At 62.4% G+C, this 22,971-nt stretch carries 24 protein-coding genes; 9 read left to right on the forward strand and 15 right to left on the reverse strand.

The annotated features are described in order from the left end of the window. Positions 1–26 precede the first annotated feature (26 nt). A complete protein-coding gene (locus J3R84_RS15505) occupies positions 27–434 on the forward strand; it encodes a VOC family protein (protein WP_025424883.1) in 408 nt (135 codons plus the stop codon). Between the two features lie 96 nt (positions 435–530). Here the strand turns inward: J3R84_RS15505 and J3R84_RS15510 are convergent, their stop codons facing one another. Further along, positions 531–1,121 (reverse strand): GNAT family N-acetyltransferase, encoded by a 591-nt coding sequence (locus J3R84_RS15510; protein ID WP_025424884.1) that lies wholly within the window; start codon positions 1,119–1,121, stop codon positions 531–533. 88 nt (positions 1,122–1,209) lie between these two features. Beyond that, positions 1,210–2,343 carry an ornithine/lysine decarboxylase gene (gene odc2, locus J3R84_RS15515; RefSeq protein WP_025424885.1) on the reverse strand — a complete coding sequence of 378 codons (1,134 nt, stop codon included), beginning with the start codon at positions 2,341–2,343 and terminating at the stop codon, positions 1,210–1,212. A 707-nt stretch (positions 2,344–3,050) separates the two neighbouring features. Here odc2 and J3R84_RS15520 point away from each other — a divergent pair. The 4 genes from J3R84_RS15520 (at position 3,051) to J3R84_RS15535 (ending at position 6,148) form a co-directional block, all read left to right on the forward strand. Beyond that, positions 3,051–3,944, forward strand: a complete 894-nt coding sequence (locus tag J3R84_RS15520; RefSeq protein WP_025424886.1) for a LysR family transcriptional regulator — start codon at positions 3,051–3,053, stop codon at positions 3,942–3,944. A 92-nt stretch (positions 3,945–4,036) separates the two neighbouring features. Further along, positions 4,037–4,681 carry a DUF1007 family protein gene (locus J3R84_RS15525; RefSeq protein WP_025424887.1) on the forward strand — a complete coding sequence of 215 codons (645 nt, stop codon included), beginning with the start codon at positions 4,037–4,039 and terminating at the stop codon, positions 4,679–4,681. Further along, positions 4,675–5,724, forward strand: a complete 1,050-nt coding sequence (locus tag J3R84_RS15530; protein ID WP_025424888.1) for a nickel/cobalt transporter — start codon at positions 4,675–4,677, stop codon at positions 5,722–5,724. Before J3R84_RS15525 ends, J3R84_RS15530 begins: the two co-directional genes overlap by 7 nt. Positions 5,725–5,836: 112 nt before the next feature. Further along, a complete protein-coding gene (locus tag J3R84_RS15535) occupies positions 5,837–6,148 on the forward strand; it encodes a hypothetical protein (RefSeq protein WP_025424889.1) in 312 nt (103 codons plus the stop codon). 68 nt (positions 6,149–6,216) lie between these two features. Here the strand turns inward: J3R84_RS15535 and J3R84_RS15540 are convergent, their stop codons facing one another. The 4 genes from J3R84_RS15540 to J3R84_RS15555 all read right to left on the reverse strand — a co-directional run bounded on the left by J3R84_RS15540 (position 6,217) and on the right by J3R84_RS15555 (position 8,839). Further along, complete coding sequence (locus J3R84_RS15540; RefSeq protein ID WP_057207582.1) at positions 6,217–6,453, reverse strand: hypothetical protein; 237 nt, start codon at positions 6,451–6,453, stop codon at positions 6,217–6,219. 2 nt (positions 6,454–6,455) lie between these two features. Beyond that, on the reverse strand, positions 6,456–7,145 hold the full coding sequence (locus J3R84_RS15545) for a GNAT family N-acetyltransferase (protein WP_038575716.1): 690 nt from the start codon (positions 7,143–7,145) through the stop codon (positions 6,456–6,458). Between the two features lie 145 nt (positions 7,146–7,290). Next, positions 7,291–7,998, reverse strand: coding sequence for a tellurite resistance TerB family protein (locus tag J3R84_RS15550; RefSeq protein WP_025424891.1), 708 nt, complete (start codon positions 7,996–7,998; stop codon positions 7,291–7,293). A gap of 202 nt (positions 7,999–8,200) precedes the next feature. Beyond that, positions 8,201–8,839 (reverse strand): 2-dehydro-3-deoxy-phosphogluconate aldolase, encoded by a 639-nt coding sequence (locus J3R84_RS15555; RefSeq protein WP_025424892.1) that lies wholly within the window; start codon positions 8,837–8,839, stop codon positions 8,201–8,203. 199 nt (positions 8,840–9,038) lie between these two features. Here J3R84_RS15555 and J3R84_RS15560 point away from each other — a divergent pair, with 199 nt between their 5' ends. From J3R84_RS15560 to trhO, 3 genes are all read left to right on the forward strand, one after another. Further along, positions 9,039–9,512 (forward strand): CYTH domain-containing protein, encoded by a 474-nt coding sequence (locus J3R84_RS15560; RefSeq protein ID WP_025424893.1) that lies wholly within the window; start codon positions 9,039–9,041, stop codon positions 9,510–9,512. Further along, a complete protein-coding gene (locus tag J3R84_RS15565; RefSeq protein ID WP_025424894.1) occupies positions 9,509–10,417 on the forward strand; it encodes a CHAD domain-containing protein in 909 nt (302 codons plus the stop codon). Before J3R84_RS15560 ends, J3R84_RS15565 begins: the two co-directional genes overlap by 4 nt. Before the next feature lie 78 nt (positions 10,418–10,495). Beyond that, positions 10,496–11,440 (forward strand): oxygen-dependent tRNA uridine(34) hydroxylase TrhO, encoded by a 945-nt coding sequence (gene trhO, locus J3R84_RS15570; RefSeq protein WP_025424895.1) that lies wholly within the window; start codon positions 10,496–10,498, stop codon positions 11,438–11,440. Between the two features lie 225 nt (positions 11,441–11,665). Here trhO and J3R84_RS15575 read toward each other — a convergent pair whose 3' ends face one another. The 5 genes from J3R84_RS15575 to J3R84_RS15595 all read right to left on the reverse strand — a co-directional run bounded on the left by J3R84_RS15575 (position 11,666) and on the right by J3R84_RS15595 (position 15,743). Next, positions 11,666–12,064 (reverse strand): GFA family protein, encoded by a 399-nt coding sequence (locus J3R84_RS15575; RefSeq protein WP_025424896.1) that lies wholly within the window; start codon positions 12,062–12,064, stop codon positions 11,666–11,668. Between the two features lie 115 nt (positions 12,065–12,179). Further along, positions 12,180–12,956, reverse strand: coding sequence for a MetQ/NlpA family ABC transporter substrate-binding protein (locus J3R84_RS15580; RefSeq protein ID WP_025424897.1), 777 nt, complete (start codon positions 12,954–12,956; stop codon positions 12,180–12,182). Between the two features lie 38 nt (positions 12,957–12,994). Then, complete coding sequence (locus tag J3R84_RS15585) at positions 12,995–13,660, reverse strand: methionine ABC transporter permease (RefSeq protein WP_025424898.1); 666 nt, start codon at positions 13,658–13,660, stop codon at positions 12,995–12,997. Then, on the reverse strand, positions 13,650–14,732 hold the full coding sequence (locus J3R84_RS15590) for a methionine ABC transporter ATP-binding protein (RefSeq protein ID WP_203530116.1): 1,083 nt from the start codon (positions 14,730–14,732) through the stop codon (positions 13,650–13,652). The genes J3R84_RS15585 and J3R84_RS15590 overlap by 11 nt, the downstream gene beginning before the upstream one ends. 378 nt (positions 14,733–15,110) lie before the next feature. Further along, on the reverse strand, positions 15,111–15,743 hold the full coding sequence (locus J3R84_RS15595; RefSeq protein ID WP_025424900.1) for a TerC family protein: 633 nt from the start codon (positions 15,741–15,743) through the stop codon (positions 15,111–15,113). A 241-nt stretch (positions 15,744–15,984) separates the two neighbouring features. Between J3R84_RS15595 and J3R84_RS15600 the strand changes: the two genes are divergently transcribed. Continuing rightward, positions 15,985–16,875 carry an NAD-dependent epimerase/dehydratase family protein gene (locus J3R84_RS15600; protein ID WP_203530117.1) on the forward strand — a complete coding sequence of 297 codons (891 nt, stop codon included), beginning with the start codon at positions 15,985–15,987 and terminating at the stop codon, positions 16,873–16,875. A gap of 309 nt (positions 16,876–17,184) precedes the next feature. On the opposite strand, the gene J3R84_RS15605 is transcribed toward J3R84_RS15600, so the two are convergent. The 4 genes from J3R84_RS15605 to xylA form a co-directional block, all read right to left on the reverse strand. Further along, the gene (locus J3R84_RS15605; RefSeq protein ID WP_038576503.1) at positions 17,185–18,552 is read right to left on the reverse strand and encodes a GH1 family beta-glucosidase; all 1,368 of its coding nucleotides are present in this window, start codon (positions 18,550–18,552) and stop codon (positions 17,185–17,187) included. Positions 18,553–18,713: 161 nt separating this feature from the next. Continuing rightward, positions 18,714–19,895 (reverse strand): Gfo/Idh/MocA family protein, encoded by a 1,182-nt coding sequence (locus tag J3R84_RS15610; protein WP_025424903.1) that lies wholly within the window; start codon positions 19,893–19,895, stop codon positions 18,714–18,716. A gap of 346 nt (positions 19,896–20,241) precedes the next feature. Then, the gene (locus tag J3R84_RS15615; protein WP_025424904.1) at positions 20,242–21,294 is read right to left on the reverse strand and encodes a sugar phosphate isomerase/epimerase family protein; all 1,053 of its coding nucleotides are present in this window, start codon (positions 21,292–21,294) and stop codon (positions 20,242–20,244) included. Between the two features lie 314 nt (positions 21,295–21,608). Further along, positions 21,609–22,919 carry a xylose isomerase gene (gene xylA / locus J3R84_RS15620; RefSeq protein ID WP_025424906.1) on the reverse strand — a complete coding sequence of 437 codons (1,311 nt, stop codon included), beginning with the start codon at positions 22,917–22,919 and terminating at the stop codon, positions 21,609–21,611. Between the last annotated feature and the right edge of the window lie 52 nt (positions 22,920–22,971).

Raw genomic sequence — 22,971 nt, forward strand, 5'->3', positions numbered from 1 at the left:
ATGCCAGCCAAGACAAGGGAGAAGACATGATCGGATATACGATGGTCGGAACGACCGATCTCAAACGCGCCGAACGGTTCTACGATCCGCTGATGGCGTTGATCGGTCAGGAGCGCTGCTGGTGCGACGAGCAGGTGGCGTCCTGGGGACGCAAGGATGATGACCGCGCGCCGCGTTTCTTCACCGGCTATCCCTTCGACGGAAATCCCGCCGGCATCGGCAATGGCGCCATGACCGCGTTCCTCGTGCCAAGCGCTGCGATCATCGACCGGCTGTTTGCAACGGCGATGGAACAGGGCGGCAGTGTCGAGGGCGAACCGGGCTTTCGCCCGCAATACGGAGACGGCTTCTACGCCGCCTATGTGCGCGATCCCGATGGCAACAAGCTTGCCTTCGTCTGCTACGACGCGCGACCGTCTGCCACGGAGGCGTGATCTCGGGTTTTTATGACCTGCTCCCCCACCCCTCGCATGAGGCGGATGGGGGAGCAGCGAAAAATCCGCCCCCGCAGGGTTGGAGACGGAAAGAGATCAGGCCGCGCGCCTGACCGGCGGCAGCGCCAACTTGCGGCCATTGGCGACGATGAGGCCGGCAGCGCCCTCGAGCCAGGCATCCCGAAGCTCAAGCGCCAGGAAACGGTTGCGCTCGAACGGACCGGGCATGACCAAATGCTGCGTGCGCGCGGCGAAGAAGCCGAAACGCTCGTAATAGGCGGCATCCCCGACCAGCAGGATCGCGCCGTGACCGCGGTTCTTGGCCTCTTCGATCGCTGCACGCATCAGCATGCCGCCGATGCCCTTGCCTTCATGGGCGGGATCGACTGCCAGCGGACCGAGCAGCAGGGCTGGAATGCTGTGGCCTTCGCGGCTGACGCCGGCCTCGACATTCCACAGGCGAACGGTGCCGATCACGTGACCATCGAGATCGCGGGCGACGAAGGCGAGGCCTTCGGCAGGCACGCGGCCGCTGCGCAGCTTTTCCGACGACTTGCGACGCCGCTCCGGCCCCATCGCCCGATCGAGCAGGTTTTCGCGGGCAACGACGTCACCCGGGTTTTCGTTATCGATAACGAATGTGGACGGCGCGAAAAACGCGCGCAGGGCATCAACAACAGCGGCCATCCGGGCCTCCCGTCATCAAAACCGCTTCAGGCGGCATCTAAGGAAATTGTGAAATGGCGCTCCCGCCCGAGGACGGGAGCAAACCGGATCAGATCACGTAGGACTTCAAGGGCTCGAAGCCGTTGAAGGCGACGGCCGAGTAGGTCGTGGTGTAGGCGCCGGTGCCTTCGATCAGAACCTCGTCGCCGATCGAGAGCGTGATCGGCAGCGGATACATGTTCTTCTCGTACAGCACGTCGGCCGAATCGCAGGTCGGGCCGGCAAGCACGCAGGGCTCCATTTCGTCGCCGTCACGGGCCGTGCGGATCGGGTAGCGGATCGCCTCGTCCATGGTTTCGGCGAGACCGCCGAACTTGCCGATGTCGAGGAACACCCAGCGGTGGCTGTCGTTATCAGACTTCTTCGAAACGAGAACGACTTCCGCCTTGATCACGCCGGCGTTGCCGACCATGCCGCGACCCGGCTCGATGATCGTTTCCGGGATGTGGTTGCCGAAGTGCTTCTTCAGCGCGCCGAAGATCGCCTGGCCGTAGGCTTCAGCGGTCGGCACGTCCTTGAGGTACTTCGTCGGGAAGCCACCGCCCATGTTGACCATCTTGAGCTCGATGCCCTGCTTGGCCAGCTGCACAAAGACGCGCTTGGCATCGGCAAGAGCCGAATCCCAGGCGTCGAGCTTCGTCATCTGCGAACCGACATGGAACGAGACGCCGTAGGAAACGAGGCCATGCTGATGGGCGTAGACGAGCACGTCGACAGCCATCTGCGGGACGCAGCCGAACTTGCGCGACAGCGGCCATTCGGCGCCTTCGCCATCGGTCAGGACGCGGCAGAACACGCGGGCACCAGGGGCGGCACGTGCAACCTTCTCGACTTCCTCATGGCTGTCGACGGCAAAGAGCGACACACCGAGAGCGTGCGCGCGGGCAATGTCGCGCTCCTTCTTGATGGTGTTGCCATAGGAAATGCGCTGGGCGGTCGCACCGGCGTCGAGCGCCATTTCGATTTCAGCGACGGACGCGCAATCGAAGGAGGAGCCCATGCCGGCGAGCAGGCGCAGGATTTCCGGCGCCGGGTTTGCCTTGACGGCGTAATAGATCGAGCTGTCCGGCATCGCGTGGCGGAAGGCCTTGAAATTGTTGCGCACGACGTCGAGGTCGACAACGAGGCAAGGGCCGTCGGGTCGTCGGGTGTTGATGAAGTCGATGATGCGTGCCGTGGTCATGGCCTTATTCCCCTGATCCAAAATGCTCCGCTTTCGCGGAGGACAAAGGGCATACGCGCGAATGCTCTGGAACCAGCCGGTGGAGACCCCGGAACCAAGCATGCGCTCGATGCGCGAACGGTGAATCAAAGCCCGCCTAGGCTTCAATTCGGCTTTGTCTGCCATGGATTGGAGGGGATAACCCAACCGCACTTCCGGCAATGAAGGTGTGCCTCTTCAGTAACCCCGGCTGTTGGAGAGCCGGCAGACACCAGAAAGGCCCGCACCGTCGTTGCTTCAAGATGTCCTCGCATTTCCCGGTTGGCCGGAATAGCGACTGGAGGGGTTAGTTCCAGGTACCTTACCGATACCCTCACCTAATCGAGGGTCGGCGGACACCCACAGGCACGTGCGACTTTGGGCAAGGGCGTAGGTAAGAAAAAACCTTGTCGTAATCAAGAGTTTTTTCGCGGCCGCTGTTGAATTTTTTTCGAGACCGGCAACACTGTCAGTGTTCACGTTTACTGAACAATCGACAGCGACGCAGTGACCGCCACAAACGCTTGAAAGAACTGGATTTATTTTAAGACCTCGCCTATCCGGTCGTCAAAATTCGAAGAGCGGACCGAACCGGCCACAAAGACAGCCGCCGAACAGAGAAACGTGAAAGAAGCATTCGCGGCGAATCAAGGCTCCCGCGACCAGGAAAGACGAAGGAAACACCGGCCATGGACACGCTCACCCGCATCCGCGCCTTCATCGATGTCGTGGACGCCGAAGGGTTTTCGGCCGCCGCCCGCCGCGTCGGCAGGTCGAAGGCGCTCTTGTCGAAATATGTGCGCGAGCTTGAGGACGAACTCGGCGCGCTTCTGCTTAACCGCACGACACGTCAATTCTCGATGACGGAAGCCGGCCACACCTATTATCGCACCGCGTCGGAAATCCTGAAGGAAATCGACAATCTCGCCGATCTCGTGCGCGCCAACAATTCCGACCTCAAGGGCCGGCTGCGCATCACCGCGCCCCGCACTTTCGTCGACGCCGAGATCGGCCAGTCGCTGGTCGATTTCGGCAAGCAGCATCCGGAACTGTCGCTGGAGATCGTTTCGGACGACCGCTTCGTCGACCTCGTCGAAGAGGGCTTCGATGTCGCCATCCGTATCACCCGACTTGAGGATTCGACGCTGATCGCGCGCAAGCTCGACGACTTCCAGGTCCTGATCTGTGCCGCTCCGGACTTCGTGGAGAAGGTCGGGCCGATCGCACATCCGACCGACCTTTCGAAGATCCCCTGCATTCTCGACACCAATGGAAAGTCCTATTCCAACTGGCGCTTCATCGAGCCTGACGGTTCCTCCTTCACCGTTCCCGTCAGTGGCCCGATCGAGGTCAACAGTCCGCTTGCCTCGGTGCGCGCTGCCGTCTCCGGCATCGGTGTGGCGCTGGTTCCCGATTTCATCGCACGGCCCAAGGTTGCCACCGGCGAACTCGTCACGCTCTTTGACGATTTCCTGCCCAGGGACCGCGGCATCTATGCGATCTATCCGCACCGCCGCTACCTGCCGGCCAAAGTGCGCACCCTCGTCGACTACCTGCACGCCTGGTTCCGCAAGCCGCATTGACGCGGCAAGGTCCCAAATCCGTCCCATTTCCAGTACATTGCGGGAACGATTCGAAGGCACTGCTGCGCCCTGACTGAAAGGATTGCCGTTTCATGAGAATTAAGCGCCTCGTCGTGGCCGGCCTTGCCATCCTGCTTGCGCCGACTTTGGCCTTTGCCCATCCGCACATCTTCGCCGAGGCCCGCCTGGAAGTGGCCTCCGACGACAAGGGTGAGGTGAGCGAGCTGAGAAATGTCTGGCGTTTCGACGAGCTATTTTCCGCAAGTGTCGTTCTCGACTTCGACAAGAACTCGAACGCCACGCTCGACCCGGACGAACTGGCGGAAGTCGGCCAGACCGTGCTGGAGTCACTGTCGGAGTACAACTACTACACGACGGCCCTGGAAAACGGCAAATCCATCAAGGTCAGCAAACCTGAGCACATCACCGTCGACTACAAGGACGGCCAGTTGCTGATGATCTTCGCGGTCAAGCCGGCCGAGCCGATGCCGCTCAAGGGCAAGCTCTCCTTCGGCGTCTACGACCCGACCATGTACACGGCCATGGATTTCCCGACCGATGACGACCTGACCGTGGTCGGCGACAAGATCGCCGCCTGCGAACACAAGGTCGTCCGCCCTGATCCTGACGAAGTCCTTGCCGAGAACAAGGACACGCTGACCGATGCTTTCTGGAGCGACCCGACCGGCACCGACATGTCGAAGCTCTTTGCAACCAGGATAGAGATCACATGCTGAACACCCGCAGGATCGGCCGCCTGATTGCCGCGACGCTCGTGTTGACCGCTCTGTCGGCCGGCCTTGCCGCGGCGCAATCGCCGCTCGGCATCGGCACTGCCGAACCGTCGTTTCAGACCACCGGCTTTCTCGGCGGCTTCTTTGCCTGGGTGAATGCAGAGCAGCAGGGCTTCTACCGCACGCTGACAGGCTCGCTGAAGGGCATGCGCGAAAACCCCTGGCAGCTCTGGTCGCTGATTGGCCTTTCCTTTGCCTATGGCGTCTTCCATGCCGCCGGCCCCGGCCATGGCAAGGCGGTCATCTCCTCCTACATGATCGCCAACGAGACTGAGCTGAAGCGCGGCGTGCTGCTCTCCTTCATGTCGTCGATCCTGCAGGGGGTCGTCGCCATCCTGCTTGTCGGCGCGGTTTATCTTCTTTTGCGCGGATCCTCGATCAGCATGACTGACGCGACGCGCTCTCTGGAAATTGCCAGCTACGCCCTGATCGCAGCCTTCGGCGGCTGGCTCTTGTTTCGCAAACTGCGCTCGATGATGCGTCCGACGGCTCTCATGGCAACGGCCGGCGGCGGGCATGTTCACGTCGAGCACGAACACGATCATCACGACCATGCCCACCATCGCCATGACCACACGCATCATCACCACGACCATGGCGCCGGCGAAGTCTGCTCCACCTGCGGCCATGCGCATGCGCCGGATCCGTCGATGCTCAAGGGCGATCGCTTCGCCATCAGCGAGGCCTGGTCGGCGATCGTCGCCGTCGGTCTGCGTCCGTGCTCGGGCGCACTGATCGTGCTGTCCTTCGCCTTACTCAACGGCCTTTATCTCGGCGGCATCCTGTCGGTCTTCGCCATGTCGATCGGCACCGCCATCACGGTATCGATCCTGGCGACGCTGGCCGTCACGGCAAAGGGTTTCGCCGTGCGCTACGCGTCAAGCGCCGCATCGGCCGCCCGCGTCTCGAACGGCATCGAGATCGCAGGCGCCCTGCTCGTGATTATCTTGGGACTGGTCTTGCTGGGCGCCGCGCTGCAAGGATAAGGCAGCTATGTGTTCGCCAGGACGTGCGCCGCTTCCGCAAGCCCGCCCCTTTCCCCCACCCCGGGGGAGGTCAACGTACGTCGTGCGTGGAGCCGCCACACGGACACGGTAGATGAATTTCGACACGCTTGAGTTCGAGGAAATCGCCGCCAACCTCGCACGGGCCGGCTGGGCAATCAAATACATCTGGTCCGGTGAAGCCACCGCTTTCAGGCTCTGGCTTTCCGAAACGCACGGGATTGCGGCGACCGACGTTGGAGGCGGCTACTCGTTCTGGGTTGTCGATCACTATTGGGCGCCGCCATCCGGCGCGCGGAATGTCTCTGACGCGTGGTACTCATTCGGCTACCGTCTTGAAGACGACCCAGAGCTAACGCCCGATCAAATCGGCTTCACGCGTGTGCGAAAGAAAAAACGCTATTGAGGAACCAGGCACGCTGTGGACGGGTCTTCCGAGGCAACTCCCTGCACGTCGGCCCCTAGACCTTACCATCACAGCCCGCGCTTGCGCTGATGCCGCGCGCGCAGCCAGAAGATCAGGAAGAAGCCGAGAACGAAGACGACGCCAAAGGCGCCGGCGAGCCACACCGAGATATCGCCAAGCCTCAGCATGATCGACGGTAGCACGAAGAAGCCGACGCCGACGACGGCCAGAATGACGGCCGCGGCGATCGCCGGCGACTTTTCCTTAGGGGCTTGGTTTTCTCTCGTCTTCTCGGGCGCGTTCACGCTCACTCCTTTGGCGCGAGGTCCGCGCGAATATCTTCCAGCCGCCGCTTCTGACGACCATCGGCATCGAAATTATCAGGCGACAGCCAGTTTTCGAATGCGGCATTGAGCAGCGGCCATTCGCTGTCGATCATCGAGAACCAGGCCGTGTCGCGGTTGCCGCCCTTGGATATCATATGCTGGCGGAAAATGCCTTCAAAACTGAAGCCGAGGCGGAGTGCCGTCGTCCGGCTTGGCTCATTCTCGCTGTTGCACTTCCACTCGTAGCGGCGATAGCCGAGATCCTCGAAGACATGCTTGGCCATGAGGTAATGCACCTCGGTCGACAGCGGCGAACGGGCCATCGCCGCACCATGCGCAACGGACCCGACCTCGACGACGCCATTGGCAGGATCGGCGCGCATGTAGTTCGCCATACCGACGACCTTGCCGCTCGCCTTGTCGCGGAACACTTCCGTGACCCAGCCGCCCTTTTCCTGGGCAGTGGTCAGCCAGGTGTCGAAATCGTCGATGCCGCGGAAATCGGCCTGCGCGAAATACTTGAGCAGCGGATTGATGCCCATACCGCCGAGCCCATCCCAGAGGTCCTGCCTGTGCATCGCACGGTCATAGGGTTCAAGCCGGACATAGCGACCCTCGATCGCCACCGGCTTCGGTGCCGGGCATCCCTTCCAGTTGCTCAGATCACGCATCGGCCACCTCTCCGGCTGCAGCAATTCAAAGTGCTATAGCGACCTTTGCGCGTCTGGTAAGACGCGCGGCGCTATCGACTTCGGCATAGGGCAGAGAAGCGGCCGACACAAATTCAAACTGGTGATCAATCCATGAGCGAAATGATCAGGCCGGGACCTTGGCCGACGACACGGTCGCTTCGATATGATCGACCAGCGCATCGGGAAGGCCGAGGCGACCGGCGAGCAGATCGAGATAGCCCCGCTCGGCGCGGCTTTCCGGCTCGATCGTCAGGCGCGACGCGGTATAAACCTCGACGCGCTCTTCCTCGGTCTTCGCAGCGTTGACGATGGCGTCGATATCGACCGGATTGGCCAGCTCGCCCTCGAGGAACGCCGACGCATCGGCCGACAGACCGGACACCGAAAGCTTATCCATGATGTGGCGGCGCTCGACCTCGTCGATATGGCCGTCGGCGCGCGAGGCGGCGATCATGGCGCGCACGAGAATAAGCGCGAAGTCGTGGCTGATCTTTTCCGGCTCGGCGGCAAATCCGGAATCGGTCGGCGGCGGCAAGAGTTCAGGCTGCTTCTGGGCGGTGGGATCGGTGACCGGCGCGTTGCCGGACTGATAGTTCTTGTAGGCCTGATAGCCGAGGCCGGCGATGGCTGCGAGCCCTCCGAGCACGGCCGCATTGCCGGTCAGCTGCCGGCCCGACTTGGTGCCGAGCAGAACGGCGGCGATGGCACCGGTTGCCAGCGGATTGTCCTTGGCGAGTTGCGTAACCTGGCCGGCGCGGTCGCGCACCGAGCCACCCGCTCCCGGCACCTGCGATCCGAGAAACTGGTCCAGCAATTTCTTCGCGTCGAACATGGGGTTTCGCTCCTTGTCGGTTCCAGGCGGATTAAAAACCATGCGGAACAGGGCGCCGCCTGCACCCGCTCCATCAAACCGATTGAGACATAGGAACGTTGCACTGGAAATACAAACTCGCGTTGCGCACGAAAATGGCCGGGCACACGAAAAAGGCCGGACTGACGCCCGGCCTCGAAATTCTCAAGCGATCGGGCGAGCCTCAGCCCTTGAGCGCAAAGGCCTCGGCCGCAAGCTTGGTGATGCCGGCCCAGTCGCCCTTCGTCACCAGATCCTTCGGCGCCACCCACGAGCCGCCGACGCAGATGACGTTCGGCAGCGACAGGTAGTCGCGGGCGTTCGAAAGCGAGATGCCGCCGGTCGGGCAGAAGAAGGTGCCGGCAAGCGGCGACGACAGCGACTTGAGATAGGCAGCGCCACCGGCCTGTTCCGCCGGGAAGAACTTCATGACGTCGTAGCCTTCTTCGCGCAGGCCCATGACTTCGCTGGCGGTCGCAGCACCCGGGAGCAACGGGGCGTCGTGGTCGTTGGCAACGTCGATCAGCTCCTGCGTCGTGCCCGGGCTGACGATGAACTGCGAACCGGCTTCGATCGCCGCCTCGAACTGGGCGGCATTGAGGATGGTGCCGGCACCGGCAACCGCACCCTCGACCTCGTTGGCAACGGCGCGGATCGCTTCGAGCGCCGCGGGGGTGCGCAAGGTGATCTCGATCGCTTTCAGTCCACCGGCGACGAGCGCCCGCGCCAGCGGCACGGCGGTCGCCACATCGTCGATCACCAGAACCGGGACGACCGGCTGCAGTTTGAGGATGGAAAGAAGCTTGTCGGTTTTCGCACTCATGCAGATCGTCCTTTTAAAACGATTGAATATGCGTTCCGCATACTCCGCCTGCTGCCGCTTGTCGAGGCCGAACACCAAGCCGGTTCACCATTCATACATAAGCAAAAAAGAAAATAACTTCGACAACAAAGAGATGCTTGAGCCTTGCCCGTAAAACGATAGTTTGATGACATCGACCCTCTCGAAATGCGGGATACCCATGGCGAAGGAGATAGAGCGCAAGTTCCTGGTGGCCTCCGACGGTTGGCGGGAGCGTGCCGACAAGGGCACCCAGCTCCGGCAGGCCTATGTCGTCACTATGGACGACCGGTCCGTGCGCGTGCGGATCCACGGCAACAAATGGGCGCGGCTGACAATCAAGATCGGCAAGTCGGCGCTGGTCCGCAATGAATACGAATATGATCTGCCGATGGACGACGCCAGCGAAATGCTGACCCAGGCAGTGGGCGTCGTTATCGAGAAACGGCGCTACCGGGTGCCGCACAAGGGCTTTGTGTGGGAGGTCGACGTCTACGAAGGCGCACTTGAGGGGCTCGTCGTCGCCGAGGTCGAGATGAAGCGGGAGACCGATCTGCCCGCACTTCCCGACTGGCTGGGACCGGAGATCACCGGGGACCGGCGCTATTCCAACCAGGCGCTCGCCACCAACGGGCCTGTGGAAGAACAAGCATGAGCTACGCCTTCCGCCCAGGCGGGGCCTTCACCGACGATTTCAAAAATGTCGGCGCCGAACAATTCGAGCAGGCGATCGAGGTCCTGCGGCTGCGCCCTGATGGCGTGCACGAGGCAATCCACGACGCCCGCAAGTGTTTCAAGCGCCTGCGTGCACTCTATCGGCTCATCGCCTCCGACGCGCCGCTGTTTCAAAAACAGGAGAATGCCCGCATTCGCAACATGGCGCGCAATCTCTCGGCTGTCAGGGACGCCGCCGCGCTCGTCGAAAATGCCCGCTATCTGCATGAGGGCGCCCGTAGCGACGACGAGGAGAAGGCGCTCGACCGCGTCTGCTCGCGACTGGCCGAGCGACGCGACCGGATTGCCGCCGGCCAAACCGATATCGAGGACAGGATCGCAGCCACCATCGTCAATTGCGAACAGGCCATGGCGGCGCTTGCCCATGTCTCCTTCGACGACCGTCGCCGCAAGACGGCCGACCGGCTGGCGAAGGGCTGGCGGCGCACGTTGAAGCGCGCTGCCCGCGCCGTTGAGGCCTGCCAGGCAAGCACCGAGGCCGCCGCCTTCCACGAGTTGCGCAAGCGCGCGCAGGATTATCGCATGCACCTTGCCTTGATGCGTGAGGCCTGGCCCTCGGCGATGCAGGCAAAACGCCTGGATGCCAAAGCGCTGGTCGAAATTCTCGGCCACCTCAACGACCTCGACGTCATGACCTCGCTCGTCAACGAGGATCCAGGCCTTGCCGGCGACAGCCAGGATCAGGCTCATCTGATCTCCGCTGTCATCGCTCGCCAGGAAAGCCTGCGCTTAGAGGCGCTGGATCGCGCAGCCAACGTCTTTCTCGATGCGCCGGATGTCGAGAGCCGGACCATCCGGCTCCTTTGGCTGGAGGCCAGTCGCTAGCCGCCGGCCGCGACAGATGGCCCCTGGAGGGGAGGTCCGGATTGCACTTGCGGCGCGAAAGCTGTATTTGCACGCCCCATGACCGACATTTCAACGACCCCGCGCCCCGAGACGCATGGCCAGTTCATGGTCGCAGCGCTCTATCATTTCGTCGCCTTCCCGCGTTTCGCCGAATTCCGCGAACCGCTGCAGACCGTTTGCGACGAGAATGGCGTCAAGGGAACCCTGCTTCTCGCCCATGAGGGCATCAACGGCACGATCGCCGGCACCGACGCCGGCATCACGGCGGTGCTTTCCTATCTGCGCTCGCAGCCGGAATTTTCGGGCCTGGAGCACAAGGAAAGCCGTGCTTCCTCGATGCCGTTCCTGCGCATGAAGGTGCGGCTGAAAAAGGAAATCGTCACCATGGGCGTCAACAACATCGACCCCAACAAGATCGTCGGCACCTATGTCGATCCCAAGGATTGGAACGCGCTGATCTCCGATCCCGAAACGATCGTCATCGACACGCGCAACGACTACGAGACCGCGATCGGCATATTCAAGGGCGCGGTCGATCCGCAGACCAAGACCTTCCGCGAGTTTCCAGACTGGGTGCGCAACAATGCCGGCCTGCACAACAAGCCGAAGATCGCCATGTATTGCACCGGCGGCATCCGCTGCGAGAAGGCGACCGCCTTCATGAAGGAGCAGGGCTTCGACGAGGTCTTCCACCTCAAGGGCGGCATCCTGAAGTATCTCGAAGAGGTGCCGCAGGAGGAAAGCCTCTGGGAAGGCGCCTGCTTCGTCTTCGACGACCGCGTGTCGGTCACGCACGGGCTTGAAGAGGGCGAGCACACGCTCTGCCACGCCTGCCGCCAGCCGCTGACCCCGGCCGACCTCGCCTCCCCGCACCACGAGGAAGGCGTGTCCTGCATCCATTGCCACGAAGTCCGCACCGACGAGGACCGCGAGCGTTACCGCCAGAGGCAACGCCAGATCACGCTTGCCAAAAAGCGCGGCGAGAAACATCTCGGAAGCTGAAGCGGCTGTCGAAGAAGTCGCGCCGCATCCGCCTGCCGGCACCTTCTCCCCGCAAGCGGGGCGAAGGGAGATGCCGCGCCATCCGTATCCCAAAGAACCGCCCATTCACATCAAGTCAGTATTTTCCGTAACGGAACCGCCGGCAACCCTGCACCCGGGCCACGTACCCTCTCCCCGCATGCGGCGAGAGGGTTAGAGCGAGGGGCAAATCTTGCTGTCTCGCCTCTAGCCCGGCAGCGCCTCGCATTCCTGCAGGGCCATCGCCGCCCGATCCCATTTGGGCCGGCTGCGCGTGAAGATCGCATCCGTTGGCGTGAACTCGGAGAGATCGTCAAGCGTGCCGGCATAGACCGTCAGTCGACCATCATCCGGCAGGCCACTTCCAAAAACCTGGCTGCCGCAGGTCTCGCAGAAATGGCGGATGGAAATGTTGCCATTCGCAGCAATGGTCTGGTAGCCGCGACAAGACCCCGTCGCAATCACATCCGAACGATCGAAAATCATGTAGCAGCAATGCCCGGTACCGGTGATCCGCTGGCAATCGCGACAATGGCAAAAGCCGGAATAGGACGGCGACCGCTTCGCCTCATACCGTATGGCGCCGCAGTGACATCCACCCTTCATGCCGGCCTCCTCCTGTGATTGCAGAGGAGATAGCGCGCCGCAGCCAGCATTCAAAAGAAAACCGCGCGCCGGGGTACGGCGCGCGGTTCGATATCGGGTTTCTACGGGCTGGAAATTACCAGCTCGGGATCAGCGCGCCCTTGAAGGTCTCGTTGATGAAGGTCTTCACCTTTTCGTCGTGGTAGGCTTCGACGAGCGTCTTCACCCAGGGCGCGTCCTTGTCGGCGGTGCGCACGGCAATGACGTTGGCGTAGGGCGACTTCTCGCCTTCGATGGCGATGGCGTCTTCCTTCGGATGCAGGTCGGCCTCGAGCGCGTAGTTGGTGTTGATCACTGCTGCGTCGACATCGGCGAGCGAGCGCGGAAGCTGGGCCGCATCCAGTTCGGCAAATGTGATGTTCTTCGGGTTTTCTGTGATGTCGGATGGGGTCACCTTCAGGCCGACTTCCGGCTTGACCTTGATGAGACCCTTGGACGCGAGCACGAGCAGCGCGCGGCCACCATTGGTCGGATCGTTCGGGATGCCGATCGTCGCGCCATCCTTCAGCTCGTCGAGGCTCTTCACCTTGCTCGAATAGACGCCCATCGGCGTGGTGATGGTGGTGCCGACGCTGACGATATCGAAACCGCGATCGGCGATCTGGTTGTCGAGGTAAGGCTGGTGCTGGAACGAATTTGCGTTGAGGTCGCCGTCGGCAAGCGCCTGGTTCGGAACGACGTAATCGGAGAATTCGAGGATCTCGATGTCGAGGCCCTTGGGCGCCGCGACTTCCTTCACCTTCTCCATGATCTGGGCGTGCTCGCCCGGCGTCACGCCAACCTTGATGGTTTCGGCCAGTGCGGTACCGGCCGTAAGGGCTGCGATTGCCGCAGCAATGATGAGCTTCTTCATGGGTATCTCCTTGTTGGTGATTTGAATGTCCTGGGAAATCAGTTCTTGCGGCTACGCCTGTCGAAGTGGCGTGCCAGTCCGTCGCCGGCACTCTGCACCAGCTGCACCAGCACGATGAGCACGATGACGACGACGAGCATCACGTCGGGCATGAAGCGCTGGTAACCGTAGCGGATGCCGAGATCGCCGAGCCCGCCGCCGCCGACCGCGCCGACCATGGCGGAGTAACCAATGAGGCTGACGGCTGTCATGGTCAGCGCCATCGTCAGCGCCGGGCGGGCCTCCGCGAGCAGAACCTTGAAGACGATCTGCATCGGCGTGGCACCCATGGCACGGGCCGCCTCGATCAGTCCCTTGTCAATCTCGCGGATCGCCGCCTCCACCAGACGTGCAACGAAGGGAATGGTCGCGATCGTCAGCGGCACGATCGCCGCCTTGGTGCCGATCGACGTTCCGGTGAGAAGCCGGGTGAAGGGAATGATGGCAACGACCAGGATGATGAACGGGGTCGAGCGCGCCGCATTGACGATCAGCCCGACGATGCGGTTGATCGTCGGTGCCGGAAAGAGTTCGCCCTTGCCGCTGGTCGCCAGGAATATGCCGATCGGCAAGCCGATCAGTGAGCCGATCAGGCCGGCGGCCGCGACCATGTAGAGCGTGTCGAGCGTGGCACCCCAGATCTTTAACAGGATATCAGGCGACATAGCCGAGCACCTCCGTGACCAGACCGTTTTCAGTGAAGAAGCGTTCGGCACGGCCTGCGGTTTCCGCATCCGCGCCATAGGCGACGACCAGCGAGCCGTAGGGCCGGCCGCCGATCTCGTCGATCGTTCCGGCGATGATGTTGACCTCGGCGCCGACCGACTTGATCAGCTGCGAAATCAGCGGCCGTTCTGCCGCCGCGCCAAAGAAGGTCAGGCGCACGACGGCGCGGTCGCCGACGGCAGCCTGCGGCTTCAGCGCGCGGGACACTGCGTCGGGCAGCTTCGAGCCCGGCAGGCCGGAGAGCATCGCCCGTGTCGTCTCGTGCTTCGGATGGGTGAAGACATCGAAGGTGTGGCCGCGTTCGACAATGCGGCCGTGATCGATGACGGCGACATCGGAGGTGACCGCCTTCACCACTTCCATCTCGTGGGTGATGAGCAGCACGGTCAGGCCGAGATCGGCATTGATGCGCTTCAGCAGTTCCAGGATCGATTGCGTCGTCTCGGGATCGAGCGCCGATGTCGCTTCGTCCGACAAAAGCAGCTTCGGCTCGGTCGCAAGCGCCCGGGCGATGCCGATCCGCTGCTTCTGGCCGCCGGAAAGCTCGGAGGGGTAACGGCCATGCTTGTCGGCAAGCCCGACAAGGTCGAGCAGCGGGCGCACGCGCTTTTCGATGGCTCCCTTGTCCATGCCGGCGATTTCGAGCGGCAGCGCCACATTGCCGAACACGGTACGCGACGACAGCAGATTGAAATGCTGGAAGATCATGCCGACCGAGCGGCGCAACGTGCGAAGACCCGCCTCGTCGAGCGCGCCGACATCGACGCCGTCGACGAGCACCTTGCCGCCCGTCGGCTTCTCCAGCCCGTTGACCAGGCGGATCAGCGTCGACTTGCCGGCGCCGGAGCGGCCGATGATACCGGTGATCGAGCCGCGGCCGACCGAAAGGGAGACGTTGTCGAGCGCGGTAAAGCCGCCGCTCTTGCCGGACGCTGCGAAATGCTTGGAAACGCCGTCGAAGATGACGGCGGCATTGCCGGGCGCCGGTGCTTTATAGGCGGAAACGCTCATCGTTCGGATACCCCCGAAAGAGGCGTTATCGTTATGGACGGGTACATAGGTGCTCTCGGATGCTCGAAACTCAAAATCCCGGACTCGGGGCGCGGGATGGAAGGCGCGTCTTGTCAGGCCGACATTCGACAACGCATTCGGAACAGGGAGCACTTCTCTAGCATTAGCCAACCGGTGAGTTCAACGTCGTTGCCGCAGGAAGAACATGCGACATAATCTACGGCCCTTATGGACAATAGATCCCGGCTTTTACAGGTATGATTTTCCGGGTTGCTTCACGTTTGCGGAAAAAACCGCTCTTTCGCAAATGGCGCTGAAAGAAGCCTGCTGCGCACCGGCCCGATAAGCGGGCCGATGCGCACGATCTGCCGATGACGGTCAAACGCCGATGGCGTGAGCGACCGGCGCCAGATGCGGCCAGACTTCGAGTGAGCCGCGATAGATCATGTTGAGTGCCACATAGAGGATGATGGCGAGACCGACATAGGCGATCCAGTGATAGCGGTTGAGCAGCCGGGCGATGAAGCTGGCGGCAATGCCCATCAGCGCGATCGAAAGGATGAGGCCGAAGACGAGGATCGTCGGATGCTCGCGCGCAGCGCCGGCGACCGCCAACACGTTGTCGAGCGACATCGAGACGTCGGCAATGACGATCTGGATGGCTGCCTGAAGGAAGGTCTTTCGCGGCGCCGAATTGGCCCCCTCGCCCTCAAAATCTTCGGCCCCGCCGGCGCGGATCTCGCGCCACATCTTCCAGCAGACCCAGAGAAGCAGAAGGCCACCGGCCAGCAGCAGCCCGATGATATCGAGAAGCTGTACCGTGACGCTGGCAAGCGCGATGCGAAGGACCGTGGCGGCAAGAATGCCGACCAGGATCGCCTTGCGGCGCTGCTCGGTCGGCAGACCGGCGGCTGCAAGGCCGATGACGACGGCATTGTCGCCGGCCAGAACCAGGTCGATGACGATGACCTGCAGAAGCGCCAGCAGCCCGGCAGAGGTGAAGATTTCCATGATCGATAGTCCCCCAGGCGCCCCGCACGCCTATTCGCTGTCGCTAACGCATAGAACAAGGGGCGTTGGCGGATCAAGGGGTTGAGACGGACAGCTTCGCAATACGCACCGGAATGATGGCACTGCGCAGCGCGTTGTTGCTTCAACGGCTATGCAGAGATTGTGGCGGACTTCACAGTTTACTGAGCACAGTTCTCTGATACGAAACACAACAAGACTGAGTCGAAAGGCAGGAGAGCGGATGCGCATCGTTTTGACCGGAAGTTCGGGGCGCATCGGCCGGGCGATCTACAATGCCCTGACGCCCGATCACGACGTGATCGGCATCGACCGCGCGCCTTTTGCGACGACGGAGATCACAGGTGACTTTGTCGACGGTGTCCTCCTGGAACGCGCCATGCAGGGGGCCGATGCCGTCATCCATGCGGCTGCTCTGCATGCGCCACACGTCGATACGATCCCGGACGCGGAATTCGAGCGCGTCAATGTGATGGGCACCCATCTCGTCATTGCCGCGGCTCAAGCCACCGGCGTCCGCCGTATCGTCTTCACCAGCACGACGGCACTGTACGGCCATGCGGTGAAAGAGGGTGCCTGCACCTGGATCACCGAGGAAACGCCACCGCAACCGCACACGATCTACCATCACACCAAGCTTGCCGCCGAGGCTTTGTTGGAAAACGCCGCCGACCGGGCGCTGCATATCCGTGTCCTGCGTATGTCCAGATGTTTTCCGGAGCAGGCCGACCGCATGGCGGCGTATCGGCTGCACCGCGGCATCGACGTCCGCGATGTGGCGGACGCGCATGTGGCGGCGCTCGACAATGACGGGCCTGCCTTTCAGCGGTTCGTCATTTCAGGCGAGCCGGCCTTCCTGCCGACCGATTGCCGTCATCTGGCAAGCGATGCAGCCTCGGTTCTGCGGGAGCGGGCGAGCAAATTTGCTCAGGCCTTTGCCGAGCGCGGCTGGTCGCTGCCGGCATCGATCGACCGTATCTACGATCCGAGTGCCGCCCTCGGCGCGCTCGGATGGAAGCCGCGTTTCGGTTTCAAGGAAGTCCTGGCCCAGCTCGACCGCGGCAGCCTCGAGGTGCTGCCGGTGCGCAAAGCGGCCCCAGGGCGCTTCGATTGACAGGACGTCTTGCGCGCCTCAATGGGCGCGCAAGACTGATGACAAAGTCATCCATATGACCTGTTCGACATTCACGTGTCTTGTTGACTCCCAAAGCGCCCTCATTCCTGTGCCTGTCACAGGAATCCAGCCAGCCCAAGTCCTTGGGTTGAAAGATCTGTTGGCCCGACAGACGTCGGGCCGCTGGATCCCCGCTACAAGGGCGAGGATGAGGAGAACAGCATGTTTCGCCCGTCAACCAGGCTATCGCAGTGGTTTGCCATCAACCTGAGCTCTGCACGCCTCAACGGGCGCGCAAGGCACCAGCCATCAGATGTGGTTGCCCGCGGGAAACTCTTCGGCCAATGACTTGTACCAGTGGCCGCTCTTCTTGATCGTGCGCACTTGCGTCTCATAGTCCACATGCACGATGCCGAAGCGCATCTTGTAGCCTTCGGCCCACTCGAAATTGTCCATCAGGCTCCAGGCGAAGTAGCCGCGCATGGGGTAGCCCTTGGAAATCAGGTCTGCCGTCACCGACAGGTGCTCGGCGATGTAGTCGAGCCGCGGCTGGTCGTCGACCGCACCATTTTCGACGCCCATGTTGTAGCAGGCGCCATTCTCGGTGATGTAGCAATCGGGCAGGTCGTAGCGGGCGTTAAGCGTCTCCACCAGTTGGCCGAGCGCCGGCGCATAGACCTCCCAGCCGATATCCGTCTTCACGTCGCTGACCGGCTTGGCGTTGATCGTCGCGGGATATTCGGCACCGGCGGCAGCATCATCACTGACGCGCATTGGCGTGTAGTAGTTAAGGCCCCACCAATCGAGCGGCCGCGAAATCGTTTCCATGTCGCCGTCTTCGATATCGGGCATGCGATGGCCGAGCGCGCTCATGAAGCTTTCGGGATACTCGCCCTTGAAGATCGGACCGAAGAAGACGCCGTTGTGGAAATCGAAGGCGCGCTCAGCGGCCGCCTTGTCGGCAGCAGCGTCGCTGCCGGGATAGACCGAATGAGCGTTGATAACGATGCCGGCTGGCAGGTTCGGCCGCTCCGAGCGGATGGCGTCGACGCCGAGGCCATGTGCCAGGTTGGTGAAATGCAGCGCGTGCAGCGCCGCGTCCATGTTGCGCTCGCCCGGCGCGTGAATGCCGTAGAGATGGCTGAGCCACACCGAGCACCAGGGCTCGTTGAAGGTCGCGATCGCGTCGAGCCGGTCGCCGAGCCGAGCGATGACAGTCTTGGCATAACGCTGGAAGGCGTAGGCCGTGGTGCGCGCCGTCCAGCCGCCGTCGCCCATCAGCGCCAGCGGCAGGTCCCAGTGATAAAGCGTGGCGAAGGCCTTGATGTTACGCGCCTTCAGGCCGTCAACGAGACGGTCGTAGAAGTCGAGGCCCTTCTCGTTGATCGGGCCGGTGCCTTCGGGAATGATGCGCGGCCAGGCGATCGAGAACCGGTAGGCCTCGACGCCGAGGCTCTTGATCAGATCGAGATCATCGTCGAGCCTGTTGTAGTGATCGCAGGCGATATCGCCATTGTGCCGGCCGAAGACCCGGCCCGGCATGTTGGAGAAGGCATCCCAGATCGATGGCTTGCGCCCGTCCATCTTGGTGGCTCCCTCGATCTGGAAGGAGGCCGTCGCCACTCCGAACACGAAATCGCCCGGGAAACGTTGGGCAAGGGTTTTTGCTTCGATCATCAGCCTGTCTCGTCCTTTGCAGCGGCCCGCATCCGGCGGGCGGCCGCTCACCTTGTGTATTTTCATTCTTGTTGCGGGCGGGCCTAAAGCGACACCGGCAAAAGTCAACTCGCGAAAAAGGGCGAGGCACCCCTCGCCCTGCCCCCCGGCATGCTTTCCGACTACACCTTTACCCATGCGCCGTTTCGTTTTGACGACTGCACGCAGGCATCGACGAAGGCCATGCCCTTCATACCGTCGTCGATTGTCGGATAGGTGACGGCGGCATCGATCGCCTCGCCCTTTCGTTTGGCGAAGATCGCCCGGGCCGCTTCGGTGTAGATATTGGCAAACCCTTCGAGATAGCCTTCAGGGTGGCCAGAAGGAATGCGGCTGACGCGAGCGGCGGCCGGGCCGGAGCCGGCACCAGCCCGGGTGAGCAGCCGCTTCGGCTCGCCGAACGGCGTGTACCAGAGATAGTTCGGGTCCTTCTGCGTCCATTCGAGCCCACCCTTGGTGCCGTAGACCCGCACCATCAGGCCGTTCTCGTGGCCGGGCGCCACCTGGCTGCACCAGAGCAGCCCCTTGGCGCGCTCGCCGTCCTTTTTCTTGAAGCGCATCATCACATGGGCATTGTCGTCGAGCTTTCGGCCGGCAACGAAGCTGTCGAGGTCGGCGGCAAGTTCCTCGAGTTCCAGCCCGGAGACGAAGGCGCCGAGATTATAGGCATGGGTGCCGATGTCGCCGGTCGAGCCGCCGGCGCCGGAGCGGGCCGGATCGGTGCGCCAGGCCGCCTGTTTCTGGCCCGACTGCTCGATATTCTCCGTCAGCCAGTCCTGCGGATATTCCATCTGCACCAGCCGGATAGCGCCGATGTCGCCATTTTCGACCATCGCGCGCGCCTGGCGCACCATCGGATAGCCGGTGTAGTTGTGGGTGAGCACGAACAGCGCCTCGCTGTCGTCGGCCGCCTTCTTCAGCTTCTTCGCATCCGAAAGCGTCGAGGTCAGCGGCTTGTCGCAGATCACATGGATACCGCGCTTCAGGAATTCCTTGGCGGCGGCATAGTGCACATGGTTGGGGGTGACGATCGCCACCGCCTCGATGCCGTCCTTCAGCTTGGCCTCGCGGATCGCCATTTGCTTGAAGTCGGAATAGACCCGCGACGGATCAAGCCCGAGCTCGCGGCCGGAGCTTTCGGCCTTGTCCGGCGTCGACGACAGGGCGCCGGCCACCAGTTCGTAGTGATCGTCGAGCCGGGCGGCGATGCGGTGCACCGCGCCGATGAAGGCGCCCGAACCGCCGCCGACCATGCCGAGCCTGATCCGCCGCTCGCGCTTCTCGCTCGTTCCCTCGATTGCCATCGTTTTGTCTCCCTGTTCTGAACCTGCTCTATCGTCTCGTTGTCATCGTCGTGCGGCTGCCCCTCATCCGCCTGCCGCATATTCCTTCTCCCCGCCGGGCGGGGAGAAGGAATATGCGGCACCCGCTCGCACCACCAGCCAAGACAGCAGCGCCAGCGTCAGCTCACATCCCCTCCTCTAGCAGCTGGCAGAAGGGCGATCGCGACGGCGTTTCCTCTCGCTCGGCAGCACCGTGTGGCACGTCCCCTCTCCCCGCTTGCGGGAGAGGGTTAGGGTGAGGGGCTACGGCCGGGGGCGCACTGCGGCCATCGCCGGGCAGGCGCCACCGTTGGCTCTATACCGTGCCTCAAATCCCCAGCAGGCGCCGGTTGGCGGCCTCGTCGGTACCGCCGTCGGCAAAATCGTCGAAGGCCTTTTCGGTCACCCGGATGATGTGGTGCTTGACGAACTCGGCGCCTTCGCCCGCGCCGTCTTCGGGATGCTTCAGGCAGCACTCCCATTCGACCACTGCCCAGCCGGTAAAATCATTGGCCGCCATCTTGGAAAACACCGCGCCGAAATCGACCTGGCCGTCGCCGAGCGAGCGGAAACGCCCGGCCCGGTTGACCCAGCCCTGGTAGCCGCCATAGACGCCCTGCCGCCCGGTCGGGTTGAACTCGGCATCCTTGACGTGGAACATCCGGATGCGATCCTTGTAGATGTCGATGTTGTCGAGATAGTCGAGGCACTGCAGCACATAGTGCGAGGGGTCGTAGAGCATGTTGGCGCGGCCATGGTTGCCGGTGCGCTCTAAAAACATCTCGAAGGTGATGCCGTCGTGCAGGTCCTCGCCCGGATGGATCTCGTAGCAGATGTCGACGCCGCAATCCTCGGCATGGTCGAGGATCGGTTTCCAGCGCCGCGCCAGTTCGTCGAAGGCGGTCTCGACCAGGCCGGCCGGCCGCTGCGGCCAGGGATAGACGAACGGCCAGGCAAGCGCGCCGGAGAAGCTCGCCATCGCATTAAGCCCGAGGTTCTTCGACGCCGTCAGCGCCATCTTCACCTGCTCGACCGCCCATTGCTGCCGTGCCCCAGGATTGCCGCGCACTTCCGGCACGGCAAAACCGTCGAACACCTCGTCATAGGCCGGATGGGTGGCGACCAGCTGGCCCTGCAGATGGGTCGACAGCTCGGTGATCTCGACGCCGTTGTCGCGGGCAATGCCGGCAAGCTCGTCGCAATAGGCCTTTGACGTCGCCGCCTGCTGCAAATCGATCAGCCTGGTATCCCAGGTCGGCACCTGCACGCCCTTGTAGCCGCAATCGGCAGCCCACTTGGTGATCGCCGCAAACGAGTTGAACGGCGCCGCATCCCCGGCAAACTGCGCAAGAAACAGACCGGGGCCCTTAATCGTTTTCATCGCAAACATCCTCCTGATGATATGGCTACCGGCAGAGCCGGCCGGTTCAGTCAACGACAGGAAGAAGCGGACGAAAGCTTCATTTTCGCTGCAGCTGAAGCACCTGAAACGTTGCAGGCGCCGAAGCTAGCAGATTTTCTGTATGGAGCAACCGGTTGGGACGAGAATTTCGGGAGGCGTCCTCCTGCGTTCACAGGCGCCGAAATGCCAATCCGGAAACTGACTGCGGTGCGCCTCACCGGCACGACGAGGCACCAGTAAAAAAACCGGCCGCAGCGGCGGCCGGTTCTTCAATCAGCGTTGATCGCAGCCGCTCAGACGTAGCGGTTGACGACATTCTCCAGCAGCTCCTGCTTGCCGGACTTCGGTTGCGGGTTGAGGTCGGACTTCAGCACCCAAGCTTCGATCTCTTCCAGCGAGAAGCCACCCTCGAGCATCTTCTTGGCTTCCGGCACCTGCCAACCGGCGTAGCGCTGATCAAGCGGAGCCGACAGCGCCTTGTCTTCGATCATCTGGGCGGCCGCCTTGATGCCGCGGGCGCAGCAATCCATGCCGCCGATATGGCCGATCAAGAGGTCCTCGGGGTCGAGCGACTGGCGCCGCAGCTTCGCGTCGAAGTTGGTGCCGCCCGACTTGAAACCGCCGCCTGCCAGCACCTGATAGTAGGCGAGCGCCATTTCCGGCACGTTGTTGGGGAACTGGTCCGTATCCCAACCCGACTGGTAGTCGTTGCGGTTCATGTCGATCGAACCGAAGATGCCAAGCGCATTGGCAAGAGCCAGTTCGTGCTCGAAGGAATGGCCGGCGAGGATCGCATGGCCCTGCTCGATATTGACCTGGACTTCCTTCTCCAGACCGTACCTCTTGAGGAAGCCGTAGACCGTGGCGACGTCATAGTCATACTGGTGCTTGGTCGGCTCCTGCGGCTTCGGCTCGATCAGGATCGCGCCCTTGAAGCCGATCTTGTGCTTGTAGTCGACCACCAGATTGACGAAGCGGCCGAGCTGGTCGAGTTCTCGCGAAAGGTCGGTGTTGAGCAGCGTCTCGTAACCTTCGCGCCCGCCCCACAGCACGTAGTTCTCACCGCCGAGACGCTGGGTGGCATCTAGGCAGGTCTTTACCGTCGCGGCTGCAAAGGCAAACACATCCGGATCCGGATTGGTGGCGGCACCCGACATATAGCGGCGATTGGAGAAGAGGTTGGCGGTGCCCCAGAGCAGCTTGACGCCGGTGTCGGCCTGCTTCTTTGCGAAATAGTCGACGATCTCGTTGAGGTTCTTGGTGTTTTCGACGAAGTTCCGGCCCTCGGGGCGCACGTCGGCATCGTGGAAGCAGTAGTAGGGAACGCCGAGCAGCTGGAAGAATTCGAACGCAACATCCGCCTTCAGCTTGGCCGCATCCATCGTGTCCTTGAACCATGGGCGCTCGAACGTCTGGCCGCCAAAGGGGTCTCCGCCCGGCCAGACGAAGGTGTGCCAATAGGCAACCGCGAAGCGCAGGTGATCTTCCATGCGCTTGCCGAAAACGACCTCGTCCTTGTTGTAGTGGCGGAAGGCGAGCGGATTGCTGCTCTCCGGTCCCTCATACTTGATCTTAGCGATATCGCCGAAAAATCCCGTGCTCACGGTCTGGCTCCTCTCAAGGCTGGTGTGCCGGCGCCGCGACTGCAAAACGCCC

This window comes from Ensifer canadensis, assembly GCF_017488845.2.
GTDB lineage: Bacteria > Pseudomonadota > Alphaproteobacteria > Rhizobiales > Rhizobiaceae > Ensifer > Ensifer canadensis.

Bases quoted from the DNA above. Each gene is read 5' to 3' on its own strand.
- J3R84_RS15505 (WP_025424883.1), top strand. From the start codon at position 27: ATGATCGGATATACGATGGTCGGAACGACCGATCTCAAACGCGCCGAA.
- J3R84_RS15510 (WP_025424884.1), bottom strand. From the start codon at position 1,121: ATGGCCGCTGTTGTTGATGCCCTGCGCGCGTTTTTCGCGCCGTCCACA.
- odc2 (WP_025424885.1), bottom strand. From the start codon at position 2,343: ATGACCACGGCACGCATCATCGACTTCATCAACACCCGACGACCCGAC.
- J3R84_RS15520 (WP_025424886.1), top strand. From the start codon at position 3,051: ATGGACACGCTCACCCGCATCCGCGCCTTCATCGATGTCGTGGACGCC.
- J3R84_RS15525 (WP_025424887.1), top strand. From the start codon at position 4,037: ATGAGAATTAAGCGCCTCGTCGTGGCCGGCCTTGCCATCCTGCTTGCG.
- J3R84_RS15530 (WP_025424888.1), top strand. From the start codon at position 4,675: ATGCTGAACACCCGCAGGATCGGCCGCCTGATTGCCGCGACGCTCGTG.
- J3R84_RS15535 (WP_025424889.1), top strand. From the start codon at position 5,837: ATGAATTTCGACACGCTTGAGTTCGAGGAAATCGCCGCCAACCTCGCA.
- J3R84_RS15545 (WP_038575716.1), bottom strand. From the start codon at position 7,145: ATGCGTGATCTGAGCAACTGGAAGGGATGCCCGGCACCGAAGCCGGTG.
- J3R84_RS15550 (WP_025424891.1), bottom strand. From the start codon at position 7,998: ATGTTCGACGCGAAGAAATTGCTGGACCAGTTTCTCGGATCGCAGGTG.
- J3R84_RS15555 (WP_025424892.1), bottom strand. From the start codon at position 8,839: ATGAGTGCGAAAACCGACAAGCTTCTTTCCATCCTCAAACTGCAGCCG.
- J3R84_RS15560 (WP_025424893.1), top strand. From the start codon at position 9,039: ATGGCGAAGGAGATAGAGCGCAAGTTCCTGGTGGCCTCCGACGGTTGG.
- J3R84_RS15565 (WP_025424894.1), top strand. From the start codon at position 9,509: ATGAGCTACGCCTTCCGCCCAGGCGGGGCCTTCACCGACGATTTCAAA.
- trhO (WP_025424895.1), top strand. From the start codon at position 10,496: ATGACCGACATTTCAACGACCCCGCGCCCCGAGACGCATGGCCAGTTC.
- J3R84_RS15575 (WP_025424896.1), bottom strand. From the start codon at position 12,064: ATGAAGGGTGGATGTCACTGCGGCGCCATACGGTATGAGGCGAAGCGG.
- J3R84_RS15580 (WP_025424897.1), bottom strand. From the start codon at position 12,956: ATGAAGAAGCTCATCATTGCTGCGGCAATCGCAGCCCTTACGGCCGGT.
- J3R84_RS15585 (WP_025424898.1), bottom strand. From the start codon at position 13,660: ATGTCGCCTGATATCCTGTTAAAGATCTGGGGTGCCACGCTCGACACG.
- J3R84_RS15590 (WP_203530116.1), bottom strand. From the start codon at position 14,732: ATGAGCGTTTCCGCCTATAAAGCACCGGCGCCCGGCAATGCCGCCGTC.
- J3R84_RS15595 (WP_025424900.1), bottom strand. From the start codon at position 15,743: ATGGAAATCTTCACCTCTGCCGGGCTGCTGGCGCTTCTGCAGGTCATC.
- J3R84_RS15600 (WP_203530117.1), top strand. From the start codon at position 15,985: ATGCGCATCGTTTTGACCGGAAGTTCGGGGCGCATCGGCCGGGCGATC.
- J3R84_RS15605 (WP_038576503.1), bottom strand. From the start codon at position 18,552: ATGATCGAAGCAAAAACCCTTGCCCAACGTTTCCCGGGCGATTTCGTG.
- J3R84_RS15610 (WP_025424903.1), bottom strand. From the start codon at position 19,895: ATGGCAATCGAGGGAACGAGCGAGAAGCGCGAGCGGCGGATCAGGCTC.
- J3R84_RS15615 (WP_025424904.1), bottom strand. From the start codon at position 21,294: ATGAAAACGATTAAGGGCCCCGGTCTGTTTCTTGCGCAGTTTGCCGGG.